The organism is Planobispora rosea (assembly GCF_014648175.1).
Classification (GTDB): domain Bacteria; phylum Actinomycetota; class Actinomycetes; order Streptosporangiales; family Streptosporangiaceae; genus Planobispora; species Planobispora rosea.
Window position 1 is genome coordinate 16300 of the sequence record NZ_BMQP01000058.1, and the last position, 18753, is coordinate 35052.

The 18753-nt window shown below is 69.5% G+C and carries 29 protein-coding genes and 1 pseudogene; 21 read left to right on the forward strand and 9 right to left on the reverse strand.

Features of this window, described 5'->3' with window-relative positions:
- The first annotated feature begins 72 nt into the window (after positions 1-72).
- Together IEZ08_RS35720 and IEZ08_RS35725 are read left to right on the forward strand one after the other, a co-directional pair.
- The gene (locus tag IEZ08_RS35720) at positions 73-285 is read left to right on the forward strand and encodes a hypothetical protein (RefSeq protein WP_068923135.1); all 213 of its coding nucleotides are present in this window, start codon (positions 73-75) and stop codon (positions 283-285) included.
- 35 nt (positions 286-320) lie between these two features.
- Positions 321-1325, forward strand: a complete 1005-nt coding sequence (locus IEZ08_RS35725) for an Acg family FMN-binding oxidoreductase (protein WP_068923136.1) — start codon at positions 321-323, stop codon at positions 1323-1325.
- A gap of 110 nt (positions 1326-1435) precedes the next feature.
- On the opposite strand, the gene IEZ08_RS35730 is transcribed toward IEZ08_RS35725, so the two are convergent.
- Both IEZ08_RS35730 and IEZ08_RS35735 read right to left on the reverse strand, forming a co-directional pair.
- Positions 1436-1576 carry a hypothetical protein gene (locus IEZ08_RS35730; protein ID WP_189243920.1) on the reverse strand — a complete coding sequence of 47 codons (141 nt, stop codon included), beginning with the start codon at positions 1574-1576 and terminating at the stop codon, positions 1436-1438.
- A gap of 203 nt (positions 1577-1779) precedes the next feature.
- Positions 1780-2469, reverse strand: a complete 690-nt coding sequence (locus IEZ08_RS35735) for a CBS domain-containing protein (RefSeq protein ID WP_068923137.1) — start codon at positions 2467-2469, stop codon at positions 1780-1782.
- 317 nt (positions 2470-2786) lie between these two features.
- Between IEZ08_RS35735 and IEZ08_RS40000 the strand changes: the two genes are divergently transcribed.
- From IEZ08_RS40000 to IEZ08_RS35750, 4 genes are all read left to right on the forward strand, one after another.
- On the forward strand, positions 2787-3071 hold the full coding sequence (locus IEZ08_RS40000; protein ID WP_229803885.1) for a universal stress protein: 285 nt from the start codon (positions 2787-2789) through the stop codon (positions 3069-3071).
- Positions 3068-3412, forward strand: a complete 345-nt coding sequence (locus IEZ08_RS40005) for a universal stress protein (protein WP_229803887.1) — start codon at positions 3068-3070, stop codon at positions 3410-3412. Before IEZ08_RS40000 ends, IEZ08_RS40005 begins: the two co-directional genes overlap by 4 nt.
- Positions 3413-3710: 298 nt before the next feature.
- Entirely contained in the window at positions 3711-3815 is a 105-nt protein-coding gene (locus IEZ08_RS40010; protein ID WP_373294397.1) for a DUF1918 domain-containing protein, read from the forward strand.
- Positions 3816-3843: 28 nt separating this feature from the next.
- Positions 3844-4707: a universal stress protein gene (locus tag IEZ08_RS35750; RefSeq protein ID WP_189243921.1), complete on the forward strand. Its 864-nt coding sequence runs from the start codon at positions 3844-3846 to the stop codon at positions 4705-4707.
- 55 nt (positions 4708-4762) lie between these two features.
- Here the strand turns inward: IEZ08_RS35750 and IEZ08_RS35755 are convergent, their stop codons facing one another.
- Both IEZ08_RS35755 and IEZ08_RS40015 read right to left on the reverse strand, forming a co-directional pair.
- Positions 4763-5005, reverse strand: a complete 243-nt coding sequence (locus IEZ08_RS35755; protein WP_068923141.1) for a magnesium transporter — start codon at positions 5003-5005, stop codon at positions 4763-4765.
- Between the two features lie 118 nt (positions 5006-5123).
- A pseudogene (locus tag IEZ08_RS40015) lies at positions 5124-5354 on the reverse strand (DUF4389 domain-containing protein); the annotation flags it as partial.
- Positions 5355-5636: 282 nt separating this feature from the next.
- Between IEZ08_RS40015 and IEZ08_RS35765 the strand changes: the two are divergent.
- The 6 genes from IEZ08_RS35765 (at position 5637) to IEZ08_RS35790 (ending at position 10455) form a co-directional block, all read left to right on the forward strand.
- The gene (locus tag IEZ08_RS35765; protein ID WP_068923142.1) at positions 5637-7334 is read left to right on the forward strand and encodes a sensor histidine kinase; all 1698 of its coding nucleotides are present in this window, start codon (positions 5637-5639) and stop codon (positions 7332-7334) included.
- Positions 7335-7595: 261 nt separating this feature from the next.
- Positions 7596-8036 carry a CBS domain-containing protein gene (locus IEZ08_RS35770; RefSeq protein WP_084780027.1) on the forward strand — a complete coding sequence of 147 codons (441 nt, stop codon included), beginning with the start codon at positions 7596-7598 and terminating at the stop codon, positions 8034-8036.
- A 46-nt stretch (positions 8037-8082) separates the two neighbouring features.
- Positions 8083-8754, forward strand: a complete 672-nt coding sequence (locus IEZ08_RS35775; RefSeq protein ID WP_189243922.1) for a helix-turn-helix domain-containing protein — start codon at positions 8083-8085, stop codon at positions 8752-8754.
- Positions 8755-8915: 161 nt separating this feature from the next.
- On the forward strand, positions 8916-9584 hold the full coding sequence (locus IEZ08_RS35780) for a response regulator (RefSeq protein ID WP_068923145.1): 669 nt from the start codon (positions 8916-8918) through the stop codon (positions 9582-9584).
- A gap of 30 nt (positions 9585-9614) precedes the next feature.
- On the forward strand, positions 9615-10049 hold the full coding sequence (locus IEZ08_RS35785) for a pyridoxamine 5'-phosphate oxidase family protein (protein ID WP_189243923.1): 435 nt from the start codon (positions 9615-9617) through the stop codon (positions 10047-10049).
- A gap of 10 nt (positions 10050-10059) precedes the next feature.
- Positions 10060-10455: a hypothetical protein gene (locus IEZ08_RS35790; RefSeq protein WP_189243926.1), complete on the forward strand. Its 396-nt coding sequence runs from the start codon at positions 10060-10062 to the stop codon at positions 10453-10455.
- On the opposite strand, the gene IEZ08_RS40735 is transcribed toward IEZ08_RS35790, so the two are convergent.
- The 5 genes from IEZ08_RS40735 to IEZ08_RS35815 all read right to left on the reverse strand — a co-directional run bounded on the left by IEZ08_RS40735 (position 10346) and on the right by IEZ08_RS35815 (position 13951).
- Positions 10346-10570, reverse strand: a complete 225-nt coding sequence (locus IEZ08_RS40735) for a transposase (protein WP_084780028.1) — start codon at positions 10568-10570, stop codon at positions 10346-10348. The two genes, IEZ08_RS35790 and IEZ08_RS40735, sit on opposite strands and share 110 nt — an antisense overlap.
- A 661-nt stretch (positions 10571-11231) precedes the next feature.
- Complete coding sequence (locus IEZ08_RS35800) at positions 11232-11960, reverse strand: class I SAM-dependent methyltransferase (protein ID WP_068923147.1); 729 nt, start codon at positions 11958-11960, stop codon at positions 11232-11234.
- Between the two features lie 193 nt (positions 11961-12153).
- Positions 12154-12543, reverse strand: a complete 390-nt coding sequence (locus IEZ08_RS35805; RefSeq protein WP_068923148.1) for a Fur family transcriptional regulator — start codon at positions 12541-12543, stop codon at positions 12154-12156.
- A gap of 41 nt (positions 12544-12584) precedes the next feature.
- Positions 12585-12812 carry a 30S ribosomal protein S18 gene (gene rpsR / locus IEZ08_RS35810; protein ID WP_068923149.1) on the reverse strand — a complete coding sequence of 76 codons (228 nt, stop codon included), beginning with the start codon at positions 12810-12812 and terminating at the stop codon, positions 12585-12587.
- Positions 12809-13951 carry a CobW family GTP-binding protein gene (locus tag IEZ08_RS35815; protein ID WP_189243924.1) on the reverse strand — a complete coding sequence of 381 codons (1143 nt, stop codon included), beginning with the start codon at positions 13949-13951 and terminating at the stop codon, positions 12809-12811. The genes rpsR and IEZ08_RS35815 overlap by 4 nt, the downstream gene beginning before the upstream one ends.
- 120 nt (positions 13952-14071) lie before the next feature.
- On the opposite strand from IEZ08_RS35815, the gene rpmG reads away from it, so the two are divergent.
- From rpmG to IEZ08_RS35860, 9 genes are all read left to right on the forward strand, one after another.
- Positions 14072-14236, forward strand: coding sequence for a 50S ribosomal protein L33 (gene rpmG, locus IEZ08_RS35820; protein WP_068923151.1), 165 nt, complete (start codon positions 14072-14074; stop codon positions 14234-14236).
- A gap of 4 nt (positions 14237-14240) precedes the next feature.
- Positions 14241-14486, forward strand: coding sequence for a type B 50S ribosomal protein L31 (locus IEZ08_RS35825; protein ID WP_068923152.1), 246 nt, complete (start codon positions 14241-14243; stop codon positions 14484-14486).
- On the forward strand, positions 14486-14722 hold the full coding sequence (rpmB, locus tag IEZ08_RS35830) for a 50S ribosomal protein L28 (RefSeq protein WP_068923153.1): 237 nt from the start codon (positions 14486-14488) through the stop codon (positions 14720-14722). Before IEZ08_RS35825 ends, rpmB begins: the two co-directional genes overlap by 1 nt.
- Positions 14722-15021: a 30S ribosomal protein S14 gene (rpsN, locus tag IEZ08_RS35835; protein ID WP_068923154.1), complete on the forward strand. Its 300-nt coding sequence runs from the start codon at positions 14722-14724 to the stop codon at positions 15019-15021. The genes rpmB and rpsN overlap by 1 nt, the downstream gene beginning before the upstream one ends.
- 3 nt (positions 15022-15024) lie before the next feature.
- A complete protein-coding gene (rpmF, locus tag IEZ08_RS35840) occupies positions 15025-15192 on the forward strand; it encodes a 50S ribosomal protein L32 (RefSeq protein ID WP_068923155.1) in 168 nt (55 codons plus the stop codon).
- 79 nt (positions 15193-15271) lie between these two features.
- Positions 15272-16033 carry a class I SAM-dependent methyltransferase gene (locus IEZ08_RS35845; protein WP_068923156.1) on the forward strand — a complete coding sequence of 254 codons (762 nt, stop codon included), beginning with the start codon at positions 15272-15274 and terminating at the stop codon, positions 16031-16033.
- A gap of 30 nt (positions 16034-16063) precedes the next feature.
- Entirely contained in the window at positions 16064-16393 is a 330-nt protein-coding gene (locus IEZ08_RS35850) for a class I SAM-dependent methyltransferase (protein WP_068923157.1), read from the forward strand.
- Positions 16394-16903: 510 nt separating this feature from the next.
- On the forward strand, positions 16904-18166 hold the full coding sequence (locus IEZ08_RS35855; RefSeq protein WP_203863673.1) for a pectate lyase: 1263 nt from the start codon (positions 16904-16906) through the stop codon (positions 18164-18166).
- Between the two features lie 232 nt (positions 18167-18398).
- Positions 18399-18752, forward strand: coding sequence for a GyrI-like domain-containing protein (locus tag IEZ08_RS35860; protein ID WP_189243925.1), 354 nt, complete (start codon positions 18399-18401; stop codon positions 18750-18752).
- Position 18753 lies beyond the last annotated feature (1 nt).

Genomic DNA, 18753 nt, shown 5'->3' on the forward strand with positions numbered 1-18753 from the left:
CCCGAGAGGACAGAGCGCTGGTGGAAGCCTGACGCCCCGCTGAAGCGATTGTTACGTCGAGACCGCCGGACGGTGGCGACCACCGGATCCGTGCTCTGTGCCGCGGGCGAATCCGTCGAGGCGCTGGAGCCCCGGCGACCGATCTCGCCCTTCCAGCAGGTGCTGGAGGGCGGGCCGTTGGGCGCGGGACTGCCCGCCTCCTACGCCTGGATGGTGCTGGCACCGCTGGTGCTCCTGGCGGCGGCCCTGCCGATGTTCGACCGCCGGGACATCACGACCGTCTGACGGGGTAGCGAAACCAACGGATCCAGGAGGGGATCATGCGTACCAGTGACGAGATCGACAAGGCGGTGCACGCCGCGGTCGAGGCGGCCGCGTGGGCACCCTCGGTGCACAACACCCAGCCGTGGTCCTTCGTCGTGTCCGGCGAGGAGATCAGTGTGCGCTCCGACAGCGACCGCCGGCTGCCCGTGGAGGACCCGGCCGGCCGGGAGATGCTCATCAGCTGTGGAGCGGCGCTGCTCAACGTGCGGCTGGCACTGCGCGAGATGGGCTACGAGCCGCTGGTGCGGGTGCTGCCCGACCCGGACCGGCGGGCGCTGCTGGCCACCGTACGGCTGGGCCCCGCAGCTCGGCCCGACGAGCACACCCGGCTGCTGCACACGCAGATCGAACGGCGCCGCACCCACCGCGGCGACTTCACCGGCGAGGAACTGCCCGAGCGCTTCGTCGAGGCGGTGTGCGGTGAGGCCGCCGCCGAGGGCGTCCGGCTGACGCCGGTCCGCTTCGCGGCCGGAGTGCGGGTGCTGGCGGCCCTGACCCGGGCCGCCCAGGAGGTCCACGCCCAAGACCAGGGATTCTCCCTGGAGGTGCTGCGCTGGTCGCGCTCACCGGACAGCACTCGGCGCGACGGCGTGCCCGCTGAGGCCTATCCGCGCGAGGCCGAGCCCGGCGACGGCTCTCCCGGCTTCTTCGCCCGGCGTGACTACGCTCACGGCCGGCCCTGGGGGTATGAGCCGCCGGAGCAGTCGTCCGAGACCGGCTCACCCGGTGTGGTGGCGCTGCTGACCACCGCCGGGGACGAGCGCGAGCACTGGCTGGCCGCCGGGCAGGGCCTGCAGCGGGCACTGCTGTTCGCCTCGGCCTACGGCGTGCGCGCGGCCTTCCACACCCAGGCGCTGGAGCTGCCGCAGCTGCGCGAGTTCATCCGTCTGCGGCTGTGCTCGGGGGAACACCCACAGATGATCATGCGGCTGGGCGTCGCCCCGGAGGCGGCGGCGACCGTACGGCGGCCGCTCACCGAGATACTCGACGAGCGGCCCTGAGGTCCGAGCGCCCGGCGGCCGGGCCGGGATGCGGACGCGTACCGGGATTCTGGCACGTTCCCGCCGCCCGGGGCGTTCGGGTTTCCCGCTCAAGGCGGGGACTTTTCCACTCAAGGCTGGGACGCGGGGGCATGCGTCAGCGCTTCGACCAGCGCGGTGAGGTGAGCGACCCGCGTCTCCAGGTCGCGGATGCGGGCCTCGAGGGCTGCTGTGGACGGGGGCTGGTAGGTCAGGGCGATCTGGCGGGGCATCTCCGCTCCTCTTTCCGATTCGCTCGGGGTCTGCGCACCGGCACACGGAACGGCTGTGCCGGGTCCGACTCCTTCGTCACATGTGGACGCGTCTTCCGTTCTCCCAGTGCCGGACCGTTTCGGCAGGCGGGTACGGCCGTTGGATCTGCGCTCACGGGTCCTCCGGTCCACCCGGGGATTCCGGGCTCCGGACGGGCTCCGGTTCAGGCGCGGGTGTCGTCCTCGTCCCACTTGATCTCATCGATGACGTCGATCACGCCGTTGACCCGCAGCGCCAGGCGGGCGGCGACCCGGGCTTCGCTGCGCTGCTGCATGCGACCGCCCAGCGTCACCACGCCCTGGTGTACGGCGACCTTCACCTGGGAGGTGTCGGTCCACGCGGAGTGGTCCAGGATGTCCTTGCGGATCTCCTGGGCGATGTCGGCGTCCGGCCGGACGAACACCTTGATCAGATCATGGCGGCTGACGATGCCCTGCAGCCTGCCGTTTTCGTCGACGACCGGCAGGCGCTTGACGCCGTGCTCGTCCATCAGCCGCATCGCGTACACCACAGCGGATTGCGGGCGGATGGTGACGGCGGGGGCGGTCATCAGCTCGGCGGCGGTCTCCCCGTGCGCCTTGTCCAGGTTCTTGCCCTTGTCCTGGCCGAGGCGGTGGCGCAGCCGGGCCCGCAGCGGCGGCTGGTAGCCCTCCCGGTAGTACTGCTCCTTGAACTCCTCCTTGTACAGCAGATCCGTCTCGGAGACCACGCCGATGACGTGGTCGTCGGCGTCGATGACCGGCACCGCGCTCACCCCGTGGTTGATGAGCGTCTCGGCGACGTCCTTGAACGGCGTGGCGCCGTCGACGGACGCCACCTGGTGAGTCATGACCTCGCTGACCTTCACACGCATCGGGCTCTCCTGGAAATCGTGGGGTTTCTTCCCTCTCATTTCACCTTCGTCCTAGAGGGGGCGGGCAGAGCCGGAAGTCCTCCGCTGTGAGGTCGTTGTGCCGTTTTCCGTCCCTGTTTTGCCTGATGGTGAGCTTGTTGGAGGGCAAACGGACGGTTTCCTCCGGCGGGGCGGCGACAACGCCGGAGACCGGTGCATGCCGACTCAGGCGGGTACGGCCGATTGGCCCGTAGTCACGGGCCGACCGGCCCTGGTCACCACGCCGTCGGAAGGCTGGGATGGGAAGGGAAACCACGGAAGAGTGAAGGAGAGAGGCCATGTCCGATCCTGTTGTCGTGGGCACCGACGGTTCGGCCGCCGGTTCGGCCGCGGTGGAATGGGCCGCCGACGACGCGGCGCGCATGCGCGCGCCCTTGCGTATCGTCTTCGCCGCCGACCGCTCGCCGTACGACATCCCGAAGTTCTCCACCCGGGAGTGGGGCGACGCCCTGACCCGCAACGCCGAGCGGGTGCTGGCCGAGGCCGAGGCCCTCGCCCGCAAGCGGCAGCCGGAGATCGAGATCACCACCCGGGTGATCGAGGGCGCGCCCGCGGGCCGGTGATCGTCGTCCACGCCGCTTCCCGGCCCGTGTATCGGGAGATCGTGGTGGGCATCGACGACTCGCCGCAGTGCGATCCCGCCCTCGCCTACGCCTTCGAGCAGGCCGCGCAGCGCGGCGCCCGGCTGCGGGCGGTCCACGCCTGGCAGTTGCCGGTGCACGCCTGCGCCCCGGAGATCGTCTCCGACTCCGGTGTCTCTCTAACGCAAGCTGCAGCGGAGCGGGGAGGGCGAGGCACGCTCAACGAGCGGATCCTGCTACGGAGCAGGCGTCGCTGGTCACAGGTCTGGTTCTTGACGGTCTTTCGGCCGGGTGCAGCCGCTCGCGGATCCGCCGGTATCTGAATAGCGGAGAAGCGAGTTGAAACAGGGTCTTTGTGCCCGGATATCTCCCTACGGTCGCCTCTGCGGTGGGTGCGGGATCGGCTGGACGATGGAAAAGGAAGGTCGGGTACACCGTACGGCGGAGTCAGGCCGGTGGCCCGCTGGCCGGTCACGGCCGATGATGGATCACGGCCGGGAAGAGGAACTCGCCATGAAAACAGCGGTGCGACAGGCCGGTTGTCGAAGGCGCCCATGATGACGGCGTCCGGCGGATCGGTGTGATCATGGAGTTGCGTCGTCCTGACGGCCCCCGCCTTGCGTGGTGCGCTGGGTGGATGACGAGCGTGAGAGCTCCGTGTTCCCGGGATCTGATGTCCACGTGGTGACCAAGGAAGATAGGGACGTCTCGTTCACGACATTGTGAACGGTCCGAACATGCACAGGAGGACATCGTGATCGTAGTGGGGGTCGACGGTTCGCGCGCCGGCCTGGAGGCAGTGGGATGGGCGGTGCATGAGGCCGGGCTTCGCGGCGTGCGGCTGCGCATCGTGCACGTCATGCCGGCCTGGGCGTTCGAGATGCCCGAGGATGTGCCGCACGCCGACGTGGGGCGGTGGATGCGCGATGGCGCCGCTGACCTGCTGATGCGAGGGATGGAGCGGGCCCGCGCCGAGGGTCTGCCGGTGGAGGTGGAGCCGCTGTTGCTGCCGGGCGATCCGCGGCTGGGTCTGATCGAGGCTGCCAGGGAGGCGGAGCTGCTGGTGGTCGGCAGCCATGGGCTGGGCGGTTTCCTGGGCATGCTGGTGGGATCGGTGGCACTGGGCGTGTGCGGGCAGACCGCCTGTCCGGTGGCCGTGGTCCGTGCCGTGCCCTCCGAGCAGGATCAACCCGTGCCGGACGGTCCGGTGGTGGTCGGGATCGATGGCTCATCGGGAGGCGCCGACGCGTTGGCCTTCGCCTTCGCCGAGGCGTCGGCGCGCGGGGCCGAGCTGCGGGCCGTGCACGCCTGGAGCGGCCCTGTCATCGAAGGTGCGCCGCACCTGCTGGAAAGCGCTGAACGGAGGGAAGGGGGCGAACAGCGGCTACTGGCCGAGGCGCTGACAGGTTGGAGCGAGCGTTACCCGGATGTCAAGGTCACCGCGCAGGCCGTCAACGGCCACCCGGTGGACGTGCTCAAGGAGGTTTCGGCCGGGGCGAGTCTGCTGGTCGTGGGCTCGCGTGGACGCGGAGACCTGACCGGCCTGCTGCTGGGTTCGGTCAGTCACTCGTTGTTGCATCACGCGGTCTGCCCTCTGGTGGTCGTCCCGCCACGGTGACCTCCGGGGCCGGATCTGTTCCCCGCGCGGAGCCCGGCCTCCCGTCGTCGGGAGGTCAGCTGGTGATCAGCATCGCGGTGAGCAGGTAGACGGTGGTGGAGACCAGGTCCTGGATGACGGTGGCCAGCGGGCCGGAGCCGAGGGCGGGGTCGCGGCCGAGGCGGTTGAGCAGCCACGGCGGCGCCATGGCCGGGAGCGAGGCCACCGAGCAGGCGGAGAACAGGGAGGTGGCTGCGGCCAGCGCGACCTGGGCGTCGCCGTACAGCAGGGCGACGGGCAGGAAGGCCAGCCCGGACAAGGGGACGCCGGGGTTGCCGGTGAGGAGTCGCTCGATCCGAAGGGAAGCCAGTCCCTTCAGGCGGAGACTGAGGTCCTGCAGGTTCGTCCTCGCCCGTGTCGAGGCGGAAGGGCGGGTAGGCGTCGGTCATCAAGGCGGCGTAGGCGGCCACCCGCAGCGCCCACCGGTCCATGCCGATCACGAGATCGAAGATCGGTCGCGGGTAGCGGCCGCGGAACAGCAGGACGACGGCGGAGACGACGATCAGCAGGACGATGAGCCCGCCAAAGCCGAGGCTGTGCACGGGGCCGCCGGTGCCCGGCAGGTCGTCGCGCCACAGGACCACGCCGGCGCTGGTGAACAGCGCCACGATGAGGTAATGCGGGATGACCAGCAGGCACCATCGGTACCGTCCTGGTGCTGGGCCTCGTCGGTGGCTGCTTGTTCAGCTCGGCCGACGGGCTGTACACCGGCAGGCGGACGGCTGCCGGTGGGGCTCCACCCCGCTGGTGCGCCGCTACCCGATCCTGAAGTAGCACCGAGGCAAGCAGTGCAGAGCGGTGCAGATGAGGGAACGCCGTGGTCAAAGCCGTACCGGTGCCCACCCTGGGCGGGGTGGGCACCGGTACGGCTTTGGTGCGAAACTTCCGATATGGCAGATAAGGAGTCGCGTTCTCTCGCCCCGGGTATGCGGCTGGACGAGCTGCTGGCGGAGCTGCAGACGCGCCTGACGGCGGTGCTGGCCACCCGCGACCGGGTGCACGCGCTGCTGGAGGCGGTCGTCTCGGTCGGCAGCGACCTGGACCTGGAGACGGTGCTGCGGCGGATCGTGGCCACCGCCACCACGCTGGTGGACGCCTCCTACGGCGCGCTGGGCGTGGTGAGCGAGGAGAACACCCTCATCCAGTTCGTTCCGGTGGGGTTGAGCGAGGAGGAGATCGCGGCCATCGAGCACTGGCCGCACGGCCTGGGCCTACTCGGCCTGCTGATCAAAGAGCCGCAGACGCTCCGGCTGACCCGCATCTCCGACCATCCCGAGTCCTATGGTTTCCCGCCCGGCCATCCGCCGATGGGCTCCTTTCTCGGAGTGCCGGTCCGGGTGCGCGAGGAGGTCTTCGGCAACCTTTACCTGACGGAGAAGCGCGGCGGCGGGGAGTTCGACGAGGAGGACGAGGCGATCGTGGTGGCGCTGGCCACCGCGGCCGGCGTGGCGATCGAGAACGCCCGGCTGTATGAGGACTCCCGGAGCCGGGAGAGGTGGCTGCAGGCCTCATCCGAGGTGACCACCAGCCTGCTGTCGGGGGCTGGACCGCAGGAGGTGCTCACCCTGATCGCCCGCCGGGCACGGCAGATGACCGACGCCGACCTGACCCAGGTCCTGCTGCCCAATGATGACGAGAAGACGCTACATGTAGAGATCACCGAAGGCCCCGAGGCGGGTACGTTCAAGGAGACGGATTTCCCCGTCGAGGCATCCGCGGCAGGTGCGGTCTTCACCCGTGGTGAGCCGGCGCTCTATGGCAACCTGCAGGACATCCCGTATCCGGCCTCCCCGCTGCGCGCATCCGGCTTCGGCCCCGGGCTGCTGGTGCCGCTGGGCGCGGCCCAGGCCGTGCGTGGGGTGCTGGCGCTGGCCAAGCGGCCCGGCCGGGCCCCGTTCACCCAGGCCGACCAGCGCATGCTGACCGCCTTCGCCGGGCAGGCCGCGATCGCGCTGGAGCTGGCCGAGGCACGCCGCGATGCCGAGCGGCTGGGCCTGTTGGAAGACCGTGACCGCATCGCCAAGGACCTGCACGATGTGGTCATCCAGCGGCTGTTCGCGGTGGCGATGACCTTGATGAGCACGGTGCGGCTGGTGGAGCGACCCGAGGCGTCCGGGCGGCTGCAGCATGCGATCAACGAGTTGGATGCGACGATCCGGCAGATCCGCTCGACCATCTTCGCCCTGCAGGCGTCCGGCTATGAGGCTCTGCCCGGCCTGCGCGCGCAGATCGTGGACTTGGTCGAGGGCGCGCGTGGACATCTGGGGTTCATGCCGGGCCTGCGCATGGAGGGCAGCCTTGACAATCAGGTGTCCGCGGAGATCGCTGAGCATCTACTCGCGGTGCTTCGGGAGGCGTTGTCCAACCTGGTGCGCCATGCCAAGGCGAGCAAGGCCGAAGTGTCGGTGGAGGTCACCAGCGAGCACCTGTCATTGGTCGTGCAGGACAACGGCGTCGGCCTGCCGCCGGAGGGCCGCCGCAGTGGCCTGCGCAACCTCGAAGAACGAGCCGGGCTGCTGGGCGGCTCCTTCGAGATTACGGCAGGACAGGAGGGTGGGACCCGCCTTTGCTGGAGCGTCCCGCTGTAATATTGCCGCGTGGGCTCGTGACAGAGGGACAGCCGGTCAACGCGGTGCTGTCCGGGATTCTGCAGGTGGCCCGCGATCTGCCGCGCGGCCTAAACTTTCTGGACTGCGCACGCCGAGGGCCACGGTAATCCGTGGGTCCCGCGGCGATGTCCGATCTCGGTGCGCACCGTCCGGGTGTGCTCATCGAGCTTCATGAGTTTCACACGCTGGCCGGGGATGATGGGATGGCAGGCAGAGTGAACGCCGGAAGGAGCCGTGGTCATGCTGGCCCGCGAGGTCATGACCGATCAGGTCGTCACGGTCCGCCGTACTGATCCGGTACGGCAGGCCGTCCGGGTGCTGCACGCGGCCGAGGTCACTGGCGTACCGGTCCTGGACGAGGATGGGCACCTGGTGGGTATCGTCAGCCGCCGTGATCTGCTGACCGTGCTGGCCCGCTCCGACGAGAACCTGCGCGCCGACGTGCTCGCCGCGCTGTGCGAGCACTGCTCTGCCGGGCCCTCCTGGGAGGTCTCCGTCCTGGGAGGGCTCCGTCCGGGACGGCGTGGCCGAGCTGCCCGGTCACTGCGGCGAGTACGCCGACCGGATCGCCGACCTGCTGACCCGGACCGTCCCCGGTGTCATCCGGGTCAGACACCCCGCCGGTTGGAGCACCCCAGGAGGTCCGGGAGCGATCAGGATCAGGCTGCGCCGAACCTCTGAAGGAATCCGAATCCGAGCCGGCTCTCCGTCTTCCTGAGAGGAATCCATGACCGAACACACCACGGCCTCCGGCGATCTCGGCAGGCGGGTCGCCGCACGGCGCGGGACCCTCGGCCTCAGCCGCGAGCAACTGGCCGAACGAGCCGGGATCGACGCCGGTTATCTCGCCTACCTGGAGGAGACCGCTGCCTCTCCGACCAGTGAGACCGTGCAGAGCCTGGCGAGCGCCTTGGAGACCAGCCCCGAGGAGTTGCTCGGTGACATGGCCGATTCACCATCCGGGCGCGGTCCCGCCGCCAAGCCCTCACTGGACAAGCTCGATCCCAACGAGTGCATACATCTGATCTTCCCTGGCGGTGTGGGCCGGGTCGCCTTCGCCGACGTCGGTGGACCAACAATCCTGCCGGTCAACTACGTGCTGCACGACAACGCCGTGATCTTTCGCACCGCCGCCGGCGGCCCGTTCGACGAGAACCTGCGCACCGGCGTCCCAGGGGTCGAGTTCAAGGTCGCCTTCGAGGTCGACCGGATCGACCACCTCAAACAGGAAGGCTGGAGCGTACTCATCAAGGGCGGTGCGCACCTGGTCTCCTCTCCCGATGAGCAGGCGGTTGTGGAGGCGGCGGGCGTGCAGTCCTGGGCGGGCGGCGAACGCGATCTCTACATTAAGATCGTTCCCAATGAGATCTCCGGCCGACGCATCCGGCGCCACCCGTAATCTCTCGTCCGATCTGTGGGCCTCAAGGATCGCGGGTTTCCCGCTCCAGCGGGGAACCCGCATGCCGGTCACGCTCCGATCCGTGTTTTGATGGTCTTCTGCCGGACAGGGGTGACCGAATGGCCCGGTTGCCGGCGGCCAAAGCGAGGAGAACTGGCGGCATGGGTGTGATTCGCGTGGTCCTGGTGGACGACCACGAGGTGGTACGACGTGGTGTGGCCGCTCTCCTGGACGCCGAGGACGACATCGAGGTCATCGGAGAGGCCGGTACGGCCGAGTCGGCCGTGGCCCGGATCATCGCGTTGCAGCCGGACGTGGCGGTGCTGGACGTGCGCCTGCCCGACGGCAACGGCGTGGACGTCTGCCGGGAAGTGCGCTCGGTCCTGCCCGGGCTGGCCTGTTTGATGCTGACCTCCTTCGCCGACGACGACGCGCTGTTCGATGCGGTGATGGCGGGCGCGTCAGGGTATGTCCTCAAGCAGATCCACGGCTCCGACCTGGTCGGCGCGGTGCGCACGGTGGCCTCGGGCCAGTCGCTGCTGGACCCCCAGACGACCGCGGCCATGTTGGCGCGCCTGCGCGAACAGGAGAACAAGAAGGACCCGCTGGCGGCCCTGTCGGCGCAGGAGCGGCAGATCCTGGAACTGATCGGCGAGGGGCTGACCAATCGGCAGATCGGCGAGCGGATGTTCCTGGCCGAGAAGACGGTCAAGAACTACGTCTCCAACCTGCTGGGCAAACTCGACATGCAGCGGCGCACCCAGGCGGCGTCGTTGGTCACCCGACTCAAGGCCGAACGCGGCGAGAGGGGAGACCTTCGTCCCTGGTGAGCGCGGATGCCCGCGGCCGATGATGGGAGCATGAAAGCCGACTCGACCGGCCTGCGAGTGCTCTCGCGGGCCGAGTGCCTGAAACTGCTCGCCTCGGTGCCGATCGGGCGGATCGTCTTCACCGATCGCGCGCTGCCGGCCATCCAGCCGGTCAACTACGTGCTGGACGGGGATCGGCTGGTGATCCGTACCACTGCCGGTTCCAAGCTGGCGCTCGCGGTGCGTGACACGATCGTGGCCCTGGAGTCCGACGTGTTCGACCCGGCGGGCCGGACCGGATGGTCGGTAACCGTCATCGGGCACGCGCACGCCGTACCGGAGGGCCGCGGGGAGTTCAGCCGACTGGTCCGCCTGCCCCTGGCGCCGTGGACCTACCGGAATGGGGAACGCCCCGATGTCCGGGACCACTACATCGTGCTCCCCGTGGAGCAGGTCTCCGGCCGCCGGGTCGAGACTTACCCCTGATCTGGGATGGATGCTCGGTGTCGTCTGCGAGCGCCGGTCCGACACGCTTCTCTCGGCAGGACTTCGATTCCCCCTCGGCCAGGTCGGTTCGCCGGCGCCGCCGGGACGTCGCAGTCTGCTGGCCGATGCGGTTCTTCCACTTGTGGAATCAGGACTGCGAGACCCCCAGCGCCCCGCAGGGGAGGGCGTGGTCGATGCCGTGTTCGGTCTTCTGGGAGCAGATGAAGGCCGCCACACCTATCGGCCCATCGCCTCTCGAACCCGCAGGACCGCCGAGCGCTTGAGCGTCGTCACGCTCATCTTCCAGCTGCTCGCGTTCCTTCTCCCGGGCCGCCTTCTCGCGGGCGTGCTGCTGGGCCGGCTCGGCTTTCCATCTGCATCCAATTGTGCAGCGTGTACTCGTTGATCCCTAGATCTCGCGTGATGTGCGCGACGGGTTTGCCGGTCTCCTTGACGATCCGTACCGCTCCGGCCCGGAACTCCGGATCAAAGCGACGCCGCGTGGTACCTGCCGCGACCAAACCTCTCTCGGTTCGATCTCCACGTTACGAGGGGAAGCTCGGTTCTCCTCTATACAGATCATGATCGAACCGTTCGGTTCGGTTCGGGGGGAAGCGGGACCTTTCGTCCCCGTACCGGTTCAGATCCGGGTGAGGAGGGGGCGTGCGTCCCGACCGGTCCGGCGCACAGCCGGGTCAGCGTGGAGACGGTGCGGGAGGCGACCGGGACCGGGCACCGGACCGGCGGCGGCAGGTCGCGGGCGCGGACGGTGCGTACCGGGCGCCGAGCAGGGGCCGGCAGCTCCCGCCGGGTGATCCTGCGGCCTGCCGGCGCGTAGGCGACGCCCTAGGCCGCCACGACCACGGGGATCAGGGCCAGCAGGGGCGGGGCCGCCCCGTGGCCGGAGTGGTGGGCGGCGACCGCGATCACAGTGGTGCTGAGCTCCACCGGGGCTGAGCGCAGGCGCGCATCGTCCGCCCTGTGGACTTCATGGCCGGAGCCCAGCACGGCTCCTGGTCAGTGTGCTCCGCTGAGTTCGCGTCGCTGCCGTGCGACCGGCCGGGGAAAGCGGCTCGGTCACTCCTTGAGCGCTTCAGCGGTGAGCCCGCTGGGGCAGATCGCTCTCACCGCGCTGCTGGTCGACCTCCGGCCCGCATCCTGTGGGGAGGCACTTCTCAGTGCTCAGCTCCCGTATGCATGCGTTTCCCGCTCGACGACGTACATTCCGAGATCCTCTGGACCGACGGGAGTCAGGGTCAGGTGGTGCTCACGGAGCTCCTCGCGGAGTGTCCGCTCGCCGAGCACCCGCCAGGCGTAGTCGGTCGTGACCTCCCGGACGAGCTGTTCTCCTTCGTAGACCCGGTAGGACATGTGCCAGGTGACGCTGTCGGGACCGGCGGGCTCGGCCCTGCCCCACCCCTCGTACCGGTGGCGGCCCAGCCGCAGGTCGGCGAAGCGGGTCGTCGGCACCTCGACCGGCTCGGCGGGAGGTTGCAGGTTCAGCACGGCGCGGACTCCGGGCACCAGCAGATTCCACAGTCCGCGCCGCTCCTCGGGGGCGAGGTGGCCGATGACGTTCATCGCGACGACTCCGCTCACTCCGGGTGGGAGCGCGGCCCGCAGCAGGTTGCCGGGCAGTACGGTCACCCGGTCACGGAGCCCGGGGCGTTCGGACATGCGGGCCGTCAGCACCGACCGGAGCGCGGGGGAGGGTTCGACGGCCATGATCTCGGCGTCCGGCAGCGCTTCGGCGATCACCATGGTGCCCAGCCCGCCACCCGCGCCCAGGTCCACGATCGGGCCGGGTCCGAACCCCTGGAGCACCTTCGTGAGCGGGGGGCCGAAGGCGTCCCAGTGCGGAGCCATCATGACGTCGATGAACTCGGCGGACCGTTCGTATGGATCAGTCACTGTCACTCGTCCTCACCAATTGATAATGATTCTTGTTTTCATTAAATGTGAAACGCGACGCCAAGGAAAGGGAGATTGGGTGGGCTCCGTCGCTCCGGGTCGCTGATGCCGGCACGACTGCTGTGCCTGCCTACGGTGCGGCGCCCGTATCGGACCACGACTCCAAGCGCCTGACTCGCCGGGAGCCGCTGCCCTACTCCTTCCGGCAGCTCGGACAGGTCCCGTGGATCTCCTCGATCCGGAAGCCTTCCACGAGGACGGACTCCAGGGCGGATACCGCGACTTCGGTGACCGCTGCGCAGGTGCGGCACACCATGTGGCAGTGGTCGTCCTCGCCGCAGATCCGGTAGGCCGTCTCCCCGTTGCGATCGAAGGCGTGCACGAGGCCGGTCCCGGTCAGGGTGGCGAGCGCGCGGTAGACGGTCGTCAGACCGACGCGATCGCCGTGGGAGCGCAGGTGAGTATAGATCTCTCCGGCGCTTCGGGGTTCCGGCTGCGAACGCAGGCAGCGCAGGATCAGCAGTCGGCTGGCGGTTGCGGTCATCCCCCGCGCCCGGAGTTCGTTGACGTCCCGGTGCTCCATCGATCACCTCTGCACGGCTGCGCCGGAGGCGGCGGACGGCGTCAGCCGCGGGGGCGGGAGGCGTAGGGCAGCAGGGCCATCTCCCGGGCGTTTTTGATCGCTCGGGCGAGCTGTCGCTGCTGCTGGACGGTGACTCCGGTGACCCGGCGGCTGCGGATCTTGCCGCGGTCGGAGATGAACCTGCGCAGCAGGTCGGTGTCCTTGTAGTCGATGTAACCGACGCCCTGGAGCGGGTTGCTCTTCTTGCGGGGGGTACGGCGGGGCTTCATGCGATCTCCTTCAGGTCGAGGATGAGGGCGAACGGGTCGTCGTATTCCGCCCAGGCGCTCTGGCCGGTCACGGCCTCCTCCGGGGTGAGCAGGCAGGCGTCGAGCAGCGCGTGGATGCGCTCGCGGTCGAGGTCGGGGCCGGTGAAGACCAGGTGCTGCACGCGGTCGCCGGTTATCTCGTCCCAGTCGAGGGCGGCGGCCGTGCGGCGGGCGGGGGAGAGCATGTCCCAGGCCGCGTGGGGCAGTGCGGCCAGCCACGGCCCGGCGTCCTCCACCGAGACGACGCCGGCGACCGCGTCCCAGGCCAGCATCCGCTCCGGGCGGGTGGCCAGCCAGAAGCGTCCGCGTGAGCGGACCGAGACGGTGGCCAGCTCGTCGACGGCCTCGAACAGGCGGGCCGGGTGCAGCGGGCGCAGCCGGTGCCAGACCACCGTGGTCACCTCGTCGGTGCGGGCGTCGACGGGCAGCTGGGCGGTGGCCGGGTCGACGCGTTCGGCCAGTATGCCGGTGCACAGGGCGTCACCGGTCACCTGAGGCAGGGCGTCGACGTCGAAGACGGGGGTGACGGGCGTCAAGTGGTCGAGTACGGCGCGGGAGAGCTCGGCGTCCTCGGCGTCGCCGCCGTGCAGGACCAGGCCGGTGGCGTACTCGATCTGCCGGGCCAGCACCTCGGCCAGGTGCCGTTCGTCGCCGGCGGCCGCGGGTCGGCCCATCTCGACCAGGCGGTCGCCGCGAGTGATGTCGATCGGCATGTGCCCGGCGTCCAGGGCGGTGAGCACCGAGGTCAGGCGCAGGAGGTCGCGCACCTCCTCGCAGTCGATCACCTCCGCCACAGAGCGAGGCTCGACCGAATCCCACAGGTCCACGATCAGCAGGGAGGCGGTGGCGGCGCGCCGCAGGAGCTCGGGGAGCAGGTCCTCGCGCACGGTGCAGGTGACGCAGCCGTGCGCCAGCCGTACCTCGGCCAGATCCAGCACCTGTGAAGCATCGCGGACCACGCGCCCGACCCTGCCTCGGGTCACCGCACGCAGGTCGTGGTGGATCGCGACGGCGCCGGGGTGGTCGCGCAGCAACCGGTCGACGGCGGCGGTGCGGGCCTGGGCGTGCAGGCCCGCGACGAGGACGACGGGAGTGGACACGGGATTTCTCCTTTGCGGGCGGGCGCGGTGACGCTTCCGGTGCCGCGGTCAGACATCGGTTGACGAAATGAAAATCGTTCCCATTATCATTGCACGGGTCGGCTGCACGAGAGGAACCCCATGGCCAGAAACGAGCTCCGGCCCGTGATCAAACTCAAGTCGACCGCGGGCACCGGCTACACCTACGTCACCCGCAAGAACCGGCGTAACGACCCCGACCGGCTCACCCTGCGTAAATACGACCCGACCATCCGTCAGCACGTGCTGTTCCGAGAGGAGCGATGATCCCGTGAAGAAGGGCATCCACCCCGACTACCGCCCCGTGGTCTTCCGCGACCCGAGCGCGGGCTTCGCCTTCCTGACCCGCTCGACCGCCACCAGCGCCAAGACGATCACCTGGGAGGACGGCAACACCTACCCCGTCATCGACGTCGATGTCTCCTCCGCCAGCCACCCCTTCTACACCGGCCGCAGCCGGGTGCTCGACACCGCCGGCCGGGTCGAGCGCTTCAACCAGCGCTACGGGAGGTCCTGATGTCCGCCCACTGCCAGCTCACCGGCGCCGCGCCGGTCTTCGGCAACCGCATCTCCCACTCCCACCGGCGCACCCGCCGCCGCTGGAATCCCAACATCCAGCACCGCCGCTACTGGTTGCCGAGTGAGAACCGCTTCGTCCGGCTCACCCTCAGCGCCAAGGCGATCAAAACCGTGGACAAGCTCGGCATCGAGGCCGCCGTGGCCCGCATCCGCGCCCGGGGAGAAAAGGTCTGATGGCCAAGAAGAGCAAGATCGCCGCCAACGAGCGCCGCAAGGCGATCGTCGCCCGCCACGCCGAACGCCGTGCCGAGCTCAAGGAGGCCGTCCGCACCGGCACGCCCGAGGAGCGGGCGCAGGCCGTACGCGCGCTGGCCCGCCAGCCCCGCGACGCCTCCGCCACCCGCATCCGCAACCGTGACTCCGTCGACGGCCGCCCCCGCGGCCACCTGACGAAGTTCGGCCTGTCGCGCATCCGCTTCCGCGAGATGGCCCACCGCGGCGAGCTGCCCGGCGTGACGAAGGCGAGCTGGTAGGCCGTGGCCGTTCCCAAGCGCAAGATGTCGCGGAGCAACACCCGCCACCGCCGCTCCCAGTGGAAGGCCACCGCCCCCGACCTGGTGCCGATCACCGTGGACGGGCGGCAGCTCCTGGTGCCCCGCCGCCTGATCCGCGCCTACCAGCGCGGCCTGATCACACCCCGCTGAGACCCGCCCGGGCGCGCCGGCAGCGCAGCCGACCGGCCGATGCGGATCTCCGGACGGCATGGAATACGGAAGGTGCCCCATGACATCCGATACGGCTGGCACGCCGCCTCTGGAAGCGGAACTCGCCCGGGCATGGCTGCGGCGCTGGGACGCCCAGCAGGAACGGTACGTCGCCGACCGCGAGAGACGGTTCTCCGTGATCGGTGACGTGCTCGCCCACAGCCTGTCCGGACACGATCGGCCGCTCGTGCTGGATCTGGGCTGCGGCCCGGGCTCGCTGTCGGCGCGGCTGGCCCGGCGGCTGCCGTCGGCGCGGATCGTCGGTGTGGACAATGATCCCCTGCTGCTGGCCCTGGCCCGCGGCGCGTACCCGCGGGCCGCCCGGTTCGTCGAGGCGGACCTGAGCCTGCCGGGCTGGTCGGCTGCGCTCGGCCTCGATCGCGAGCCGGACGCGGCCGTGTCGTCGACCGCGCTGCACTACCTGCCGCCTCGGACCCTCGCGGAGGTCTACCGGGAACTGGCCGGCCGGATGCGGTCCGGCGGGGTCTTCGTCAACGCCGACAACCTCTACGACGAGCAGCCGGCGATCGCCGGCATCGCCGCGACGCTGCGCCGTACCCGGGTGGGGGGTGGAGAGGACTGGACGTCCTGGTGGCGAGCGGTCGCGGCCGAACCTGCGCTGGCCGACCTCGTGGCCGAGCGGGAGAAGCGGGCCTCGGCGGGGGGCGACCACCGGATGTCGGTCGCCGTCCACGGCGAGCTGCTCCGCCAGGCCGGGTTCGATCAGGTGGGCCCGGTCTGGCAGGCCGGGGACGACGTGGTCCTCGTGGCCGTGCGCTGAGAGAACCCCTCACGGAAAGGAACAGAACCCATGGGCCCGGAGCAGGCGGGGGCGGTCTTCGACACCGAGCACGCCGATCTCGTCCGGCCGGCGCCGTACCTGTGGGACCCGATCGGCCAGGCCAGCGTGAAAGCCGCCTCCCGCGGTCTCGGCGCCGTGCGTTTCATCCGGGCGGATGCGACCCGCTGGACTCCTGAGGACGGCAGGCGATATGACCTGGCGCTGTGCGCGTACGGCGTGTTCTTCCTGGCGGACATGGACGACTGCGTCGCGCGGCCGGCGGGCTTCCTGCGGCCGGGCGGCCGGTTCGCCGTCACCCCCTGGGCCGAGGCGCCCGCGCCGAGGAATGCCGGTGCCTGAGCGTTCCTGACGTGGTGCGCGCCGTCGGCAAAGACGCCGTCCTCATCGACCGCGCCCTGGACTGCTGGGGCGGCCGGGAACGTTCCGAGCGGGAAAGGCCCCTGAGGAACATCGGCGCGAAAGCGCACTCGGAGACAGGTCAGAGCCTTGATCGGCGGCGGAACTCCCGCCTCCTGGGAATCGGCGCTCCCGCACGTTGCCGGAGAGCGGGCCACGCCTGCTGATCGGTGGGTTCTCCCTGGTGAATCATGCCCGCCACCTCGTTGACCAGGTCGGACGCCTGAGGAGGGGATTCACGGGACAGGCATCGGGGGTTCAAACGGCGGACCTGAATGATCTTTCCTGACTGCTTCGTCCTATTGACTCCGGCGGACGGGAGGTATTACCTTTCCGCAAGGAAAGCGCTTTCCAAATTCCCTCCGAGGAAAGGCGTTTTCCGAGCCCTCCCAGGACAGCGCACCCCCACATCAACCCCGCCGTTGACAAACCTGGCGGCAGCATGGAGGAACAGTGGAAACATCCGTAACCGATGTGAAACGGCGTCGGCACCGGACCCGCCTGACGATTGCCATCGCCGCGGCCGCGGCCATGATCGGCGGTCTCGTGGTCACCATGACGCTTCCCGTGTCGGCTGCCACAATCGCCACCAACCTGAGCCTGAGCGGCGGCGCCGACGGCTCCAGCAAGGCCAGCGGCACCAGCTACGGCAACGTCAAGGACGGCAACACGAGCACCTACTGGGCGCCCAGCAGCTCGACCGGCTCCGTCTCGGTCAAGTGGGGCAGCGCCACGACGGTGAGCAGCGCCGTCATCAAGCAGGCCTCCGGCGGCGGCTCCATCGGCTCCTGGCGTCTGCTCAACGGCGACAACGGCTCCGTCCTGGCCAGCGGCAGCGGCAGCCCGAGCACCATCTCCTTCTCCTCGACCTCACTGAAGAAGCTCACTTTCAACATCGTCAGCGCATCCGGCGCACCGCGGATCGCCGAGTTCGAGACGTACGCGGGCGGCGGCTCGAACCCGACCGCCAGCCCCACCGCCAGCCCCACCGTCACTCCCACCGCCAGCCCGACCGTCACCCCCACCGGCAATCCCGGTACCGGGACTCCGACCGGTCAGTGGCCGTCATCGGCGGGTTCGGTGAAGATCTCCGGCACCGTGTCCGTGTCCGGCACCTTCGACGGCGGGATGAAGACCTACTGCTGCATCGGTGACGGCGGTCAGAGCGAGTCGCAGGACCCGATGTTCAAGATCGCTAACGGGGGCACCCTGCAGAACGTCATCATCGGCTCCCCCGCCGGTGACGGCGTCCACTGCGAGGGCACCTGCACGCTGAAGAACGTGTGGTGGAACGACATCGGCGAGGACGCCGCCACCTTCAAGGGCACCGGCGGCGGCACCTCCTACGTCATCGGCGGCGGCGCCAGGTCCGGCTCCGACAAGACGTTCCAGCACAACGGCAACGGCACGGTCAGCATCTCCGGCTTCTACCTCAACGGCTCCGGCAAGCTGTACCGGGCGTGCGGCAACTGCTCCAGCTCGCACCAGCGCCATGTGAAGATCGACAACGTGCTGGTCTCCGACGTCGACATGGTCGCCGGCATCAACAGCAACTGGGGCGACACCGCCACCATCACCCGCCTCGTCGTCGACGGCAGCGCCACCGTCTGCGGCAAGTACAAGGGCGTCAGCAAGGGCAGCGAGCCCAGCTACCTCGGTGAAGGCTGGAACGACTCCAACTGCAAGGTCACCAGGAGCGACGTCACCTACAGGTAGGCCGTAGGCACGTCCTCGAAAAAGGGGGCGCTCACCACGAGGTGGGCGCCCCTTCTCCTGCGTGCCGCGCGGGCACACCGGGACTGTGCAAGGAACGGTGCGCGGCTGCTTTGCGGCCGATGTTTTCGTTCGGGGCAGGGCGGTTCGCGAGCCGGTGTGCACCCGTCCGGCATCGACGGGAGGCTCTGCCGACGCCTCCCACCGGCCTCACCACGTGGGGCACAATGCGGCAATGGAGATCATCGAGGGCCCGGCGGTCGCCGCTCTACCCGAACGGCACTATGCGGGTATTCGGGCGGTCACTCCGTTCAAGGGCATGTTCGGGGTGCGGGACCAGCTCATGAAGGATCTGCACGCCCGGTTCGACCAGGGGGATACATTCTTCAGGCTGCACGTCATCGACATGGCCGGAGAGATGCACATCGAGGTCGGGATCGTTACCGGCGCCGCGGTGAAACCGGATGGACGAATCCTGCCCGGCGTCTTGCCGGCCGGAGACTACGCCACGATGACCTACGTCGGTCACGCCCGGGTTCCGCAGTTCGTAGTCACACGTGGCGAGTGGACAGCGAGAATCTGCAGGTAGA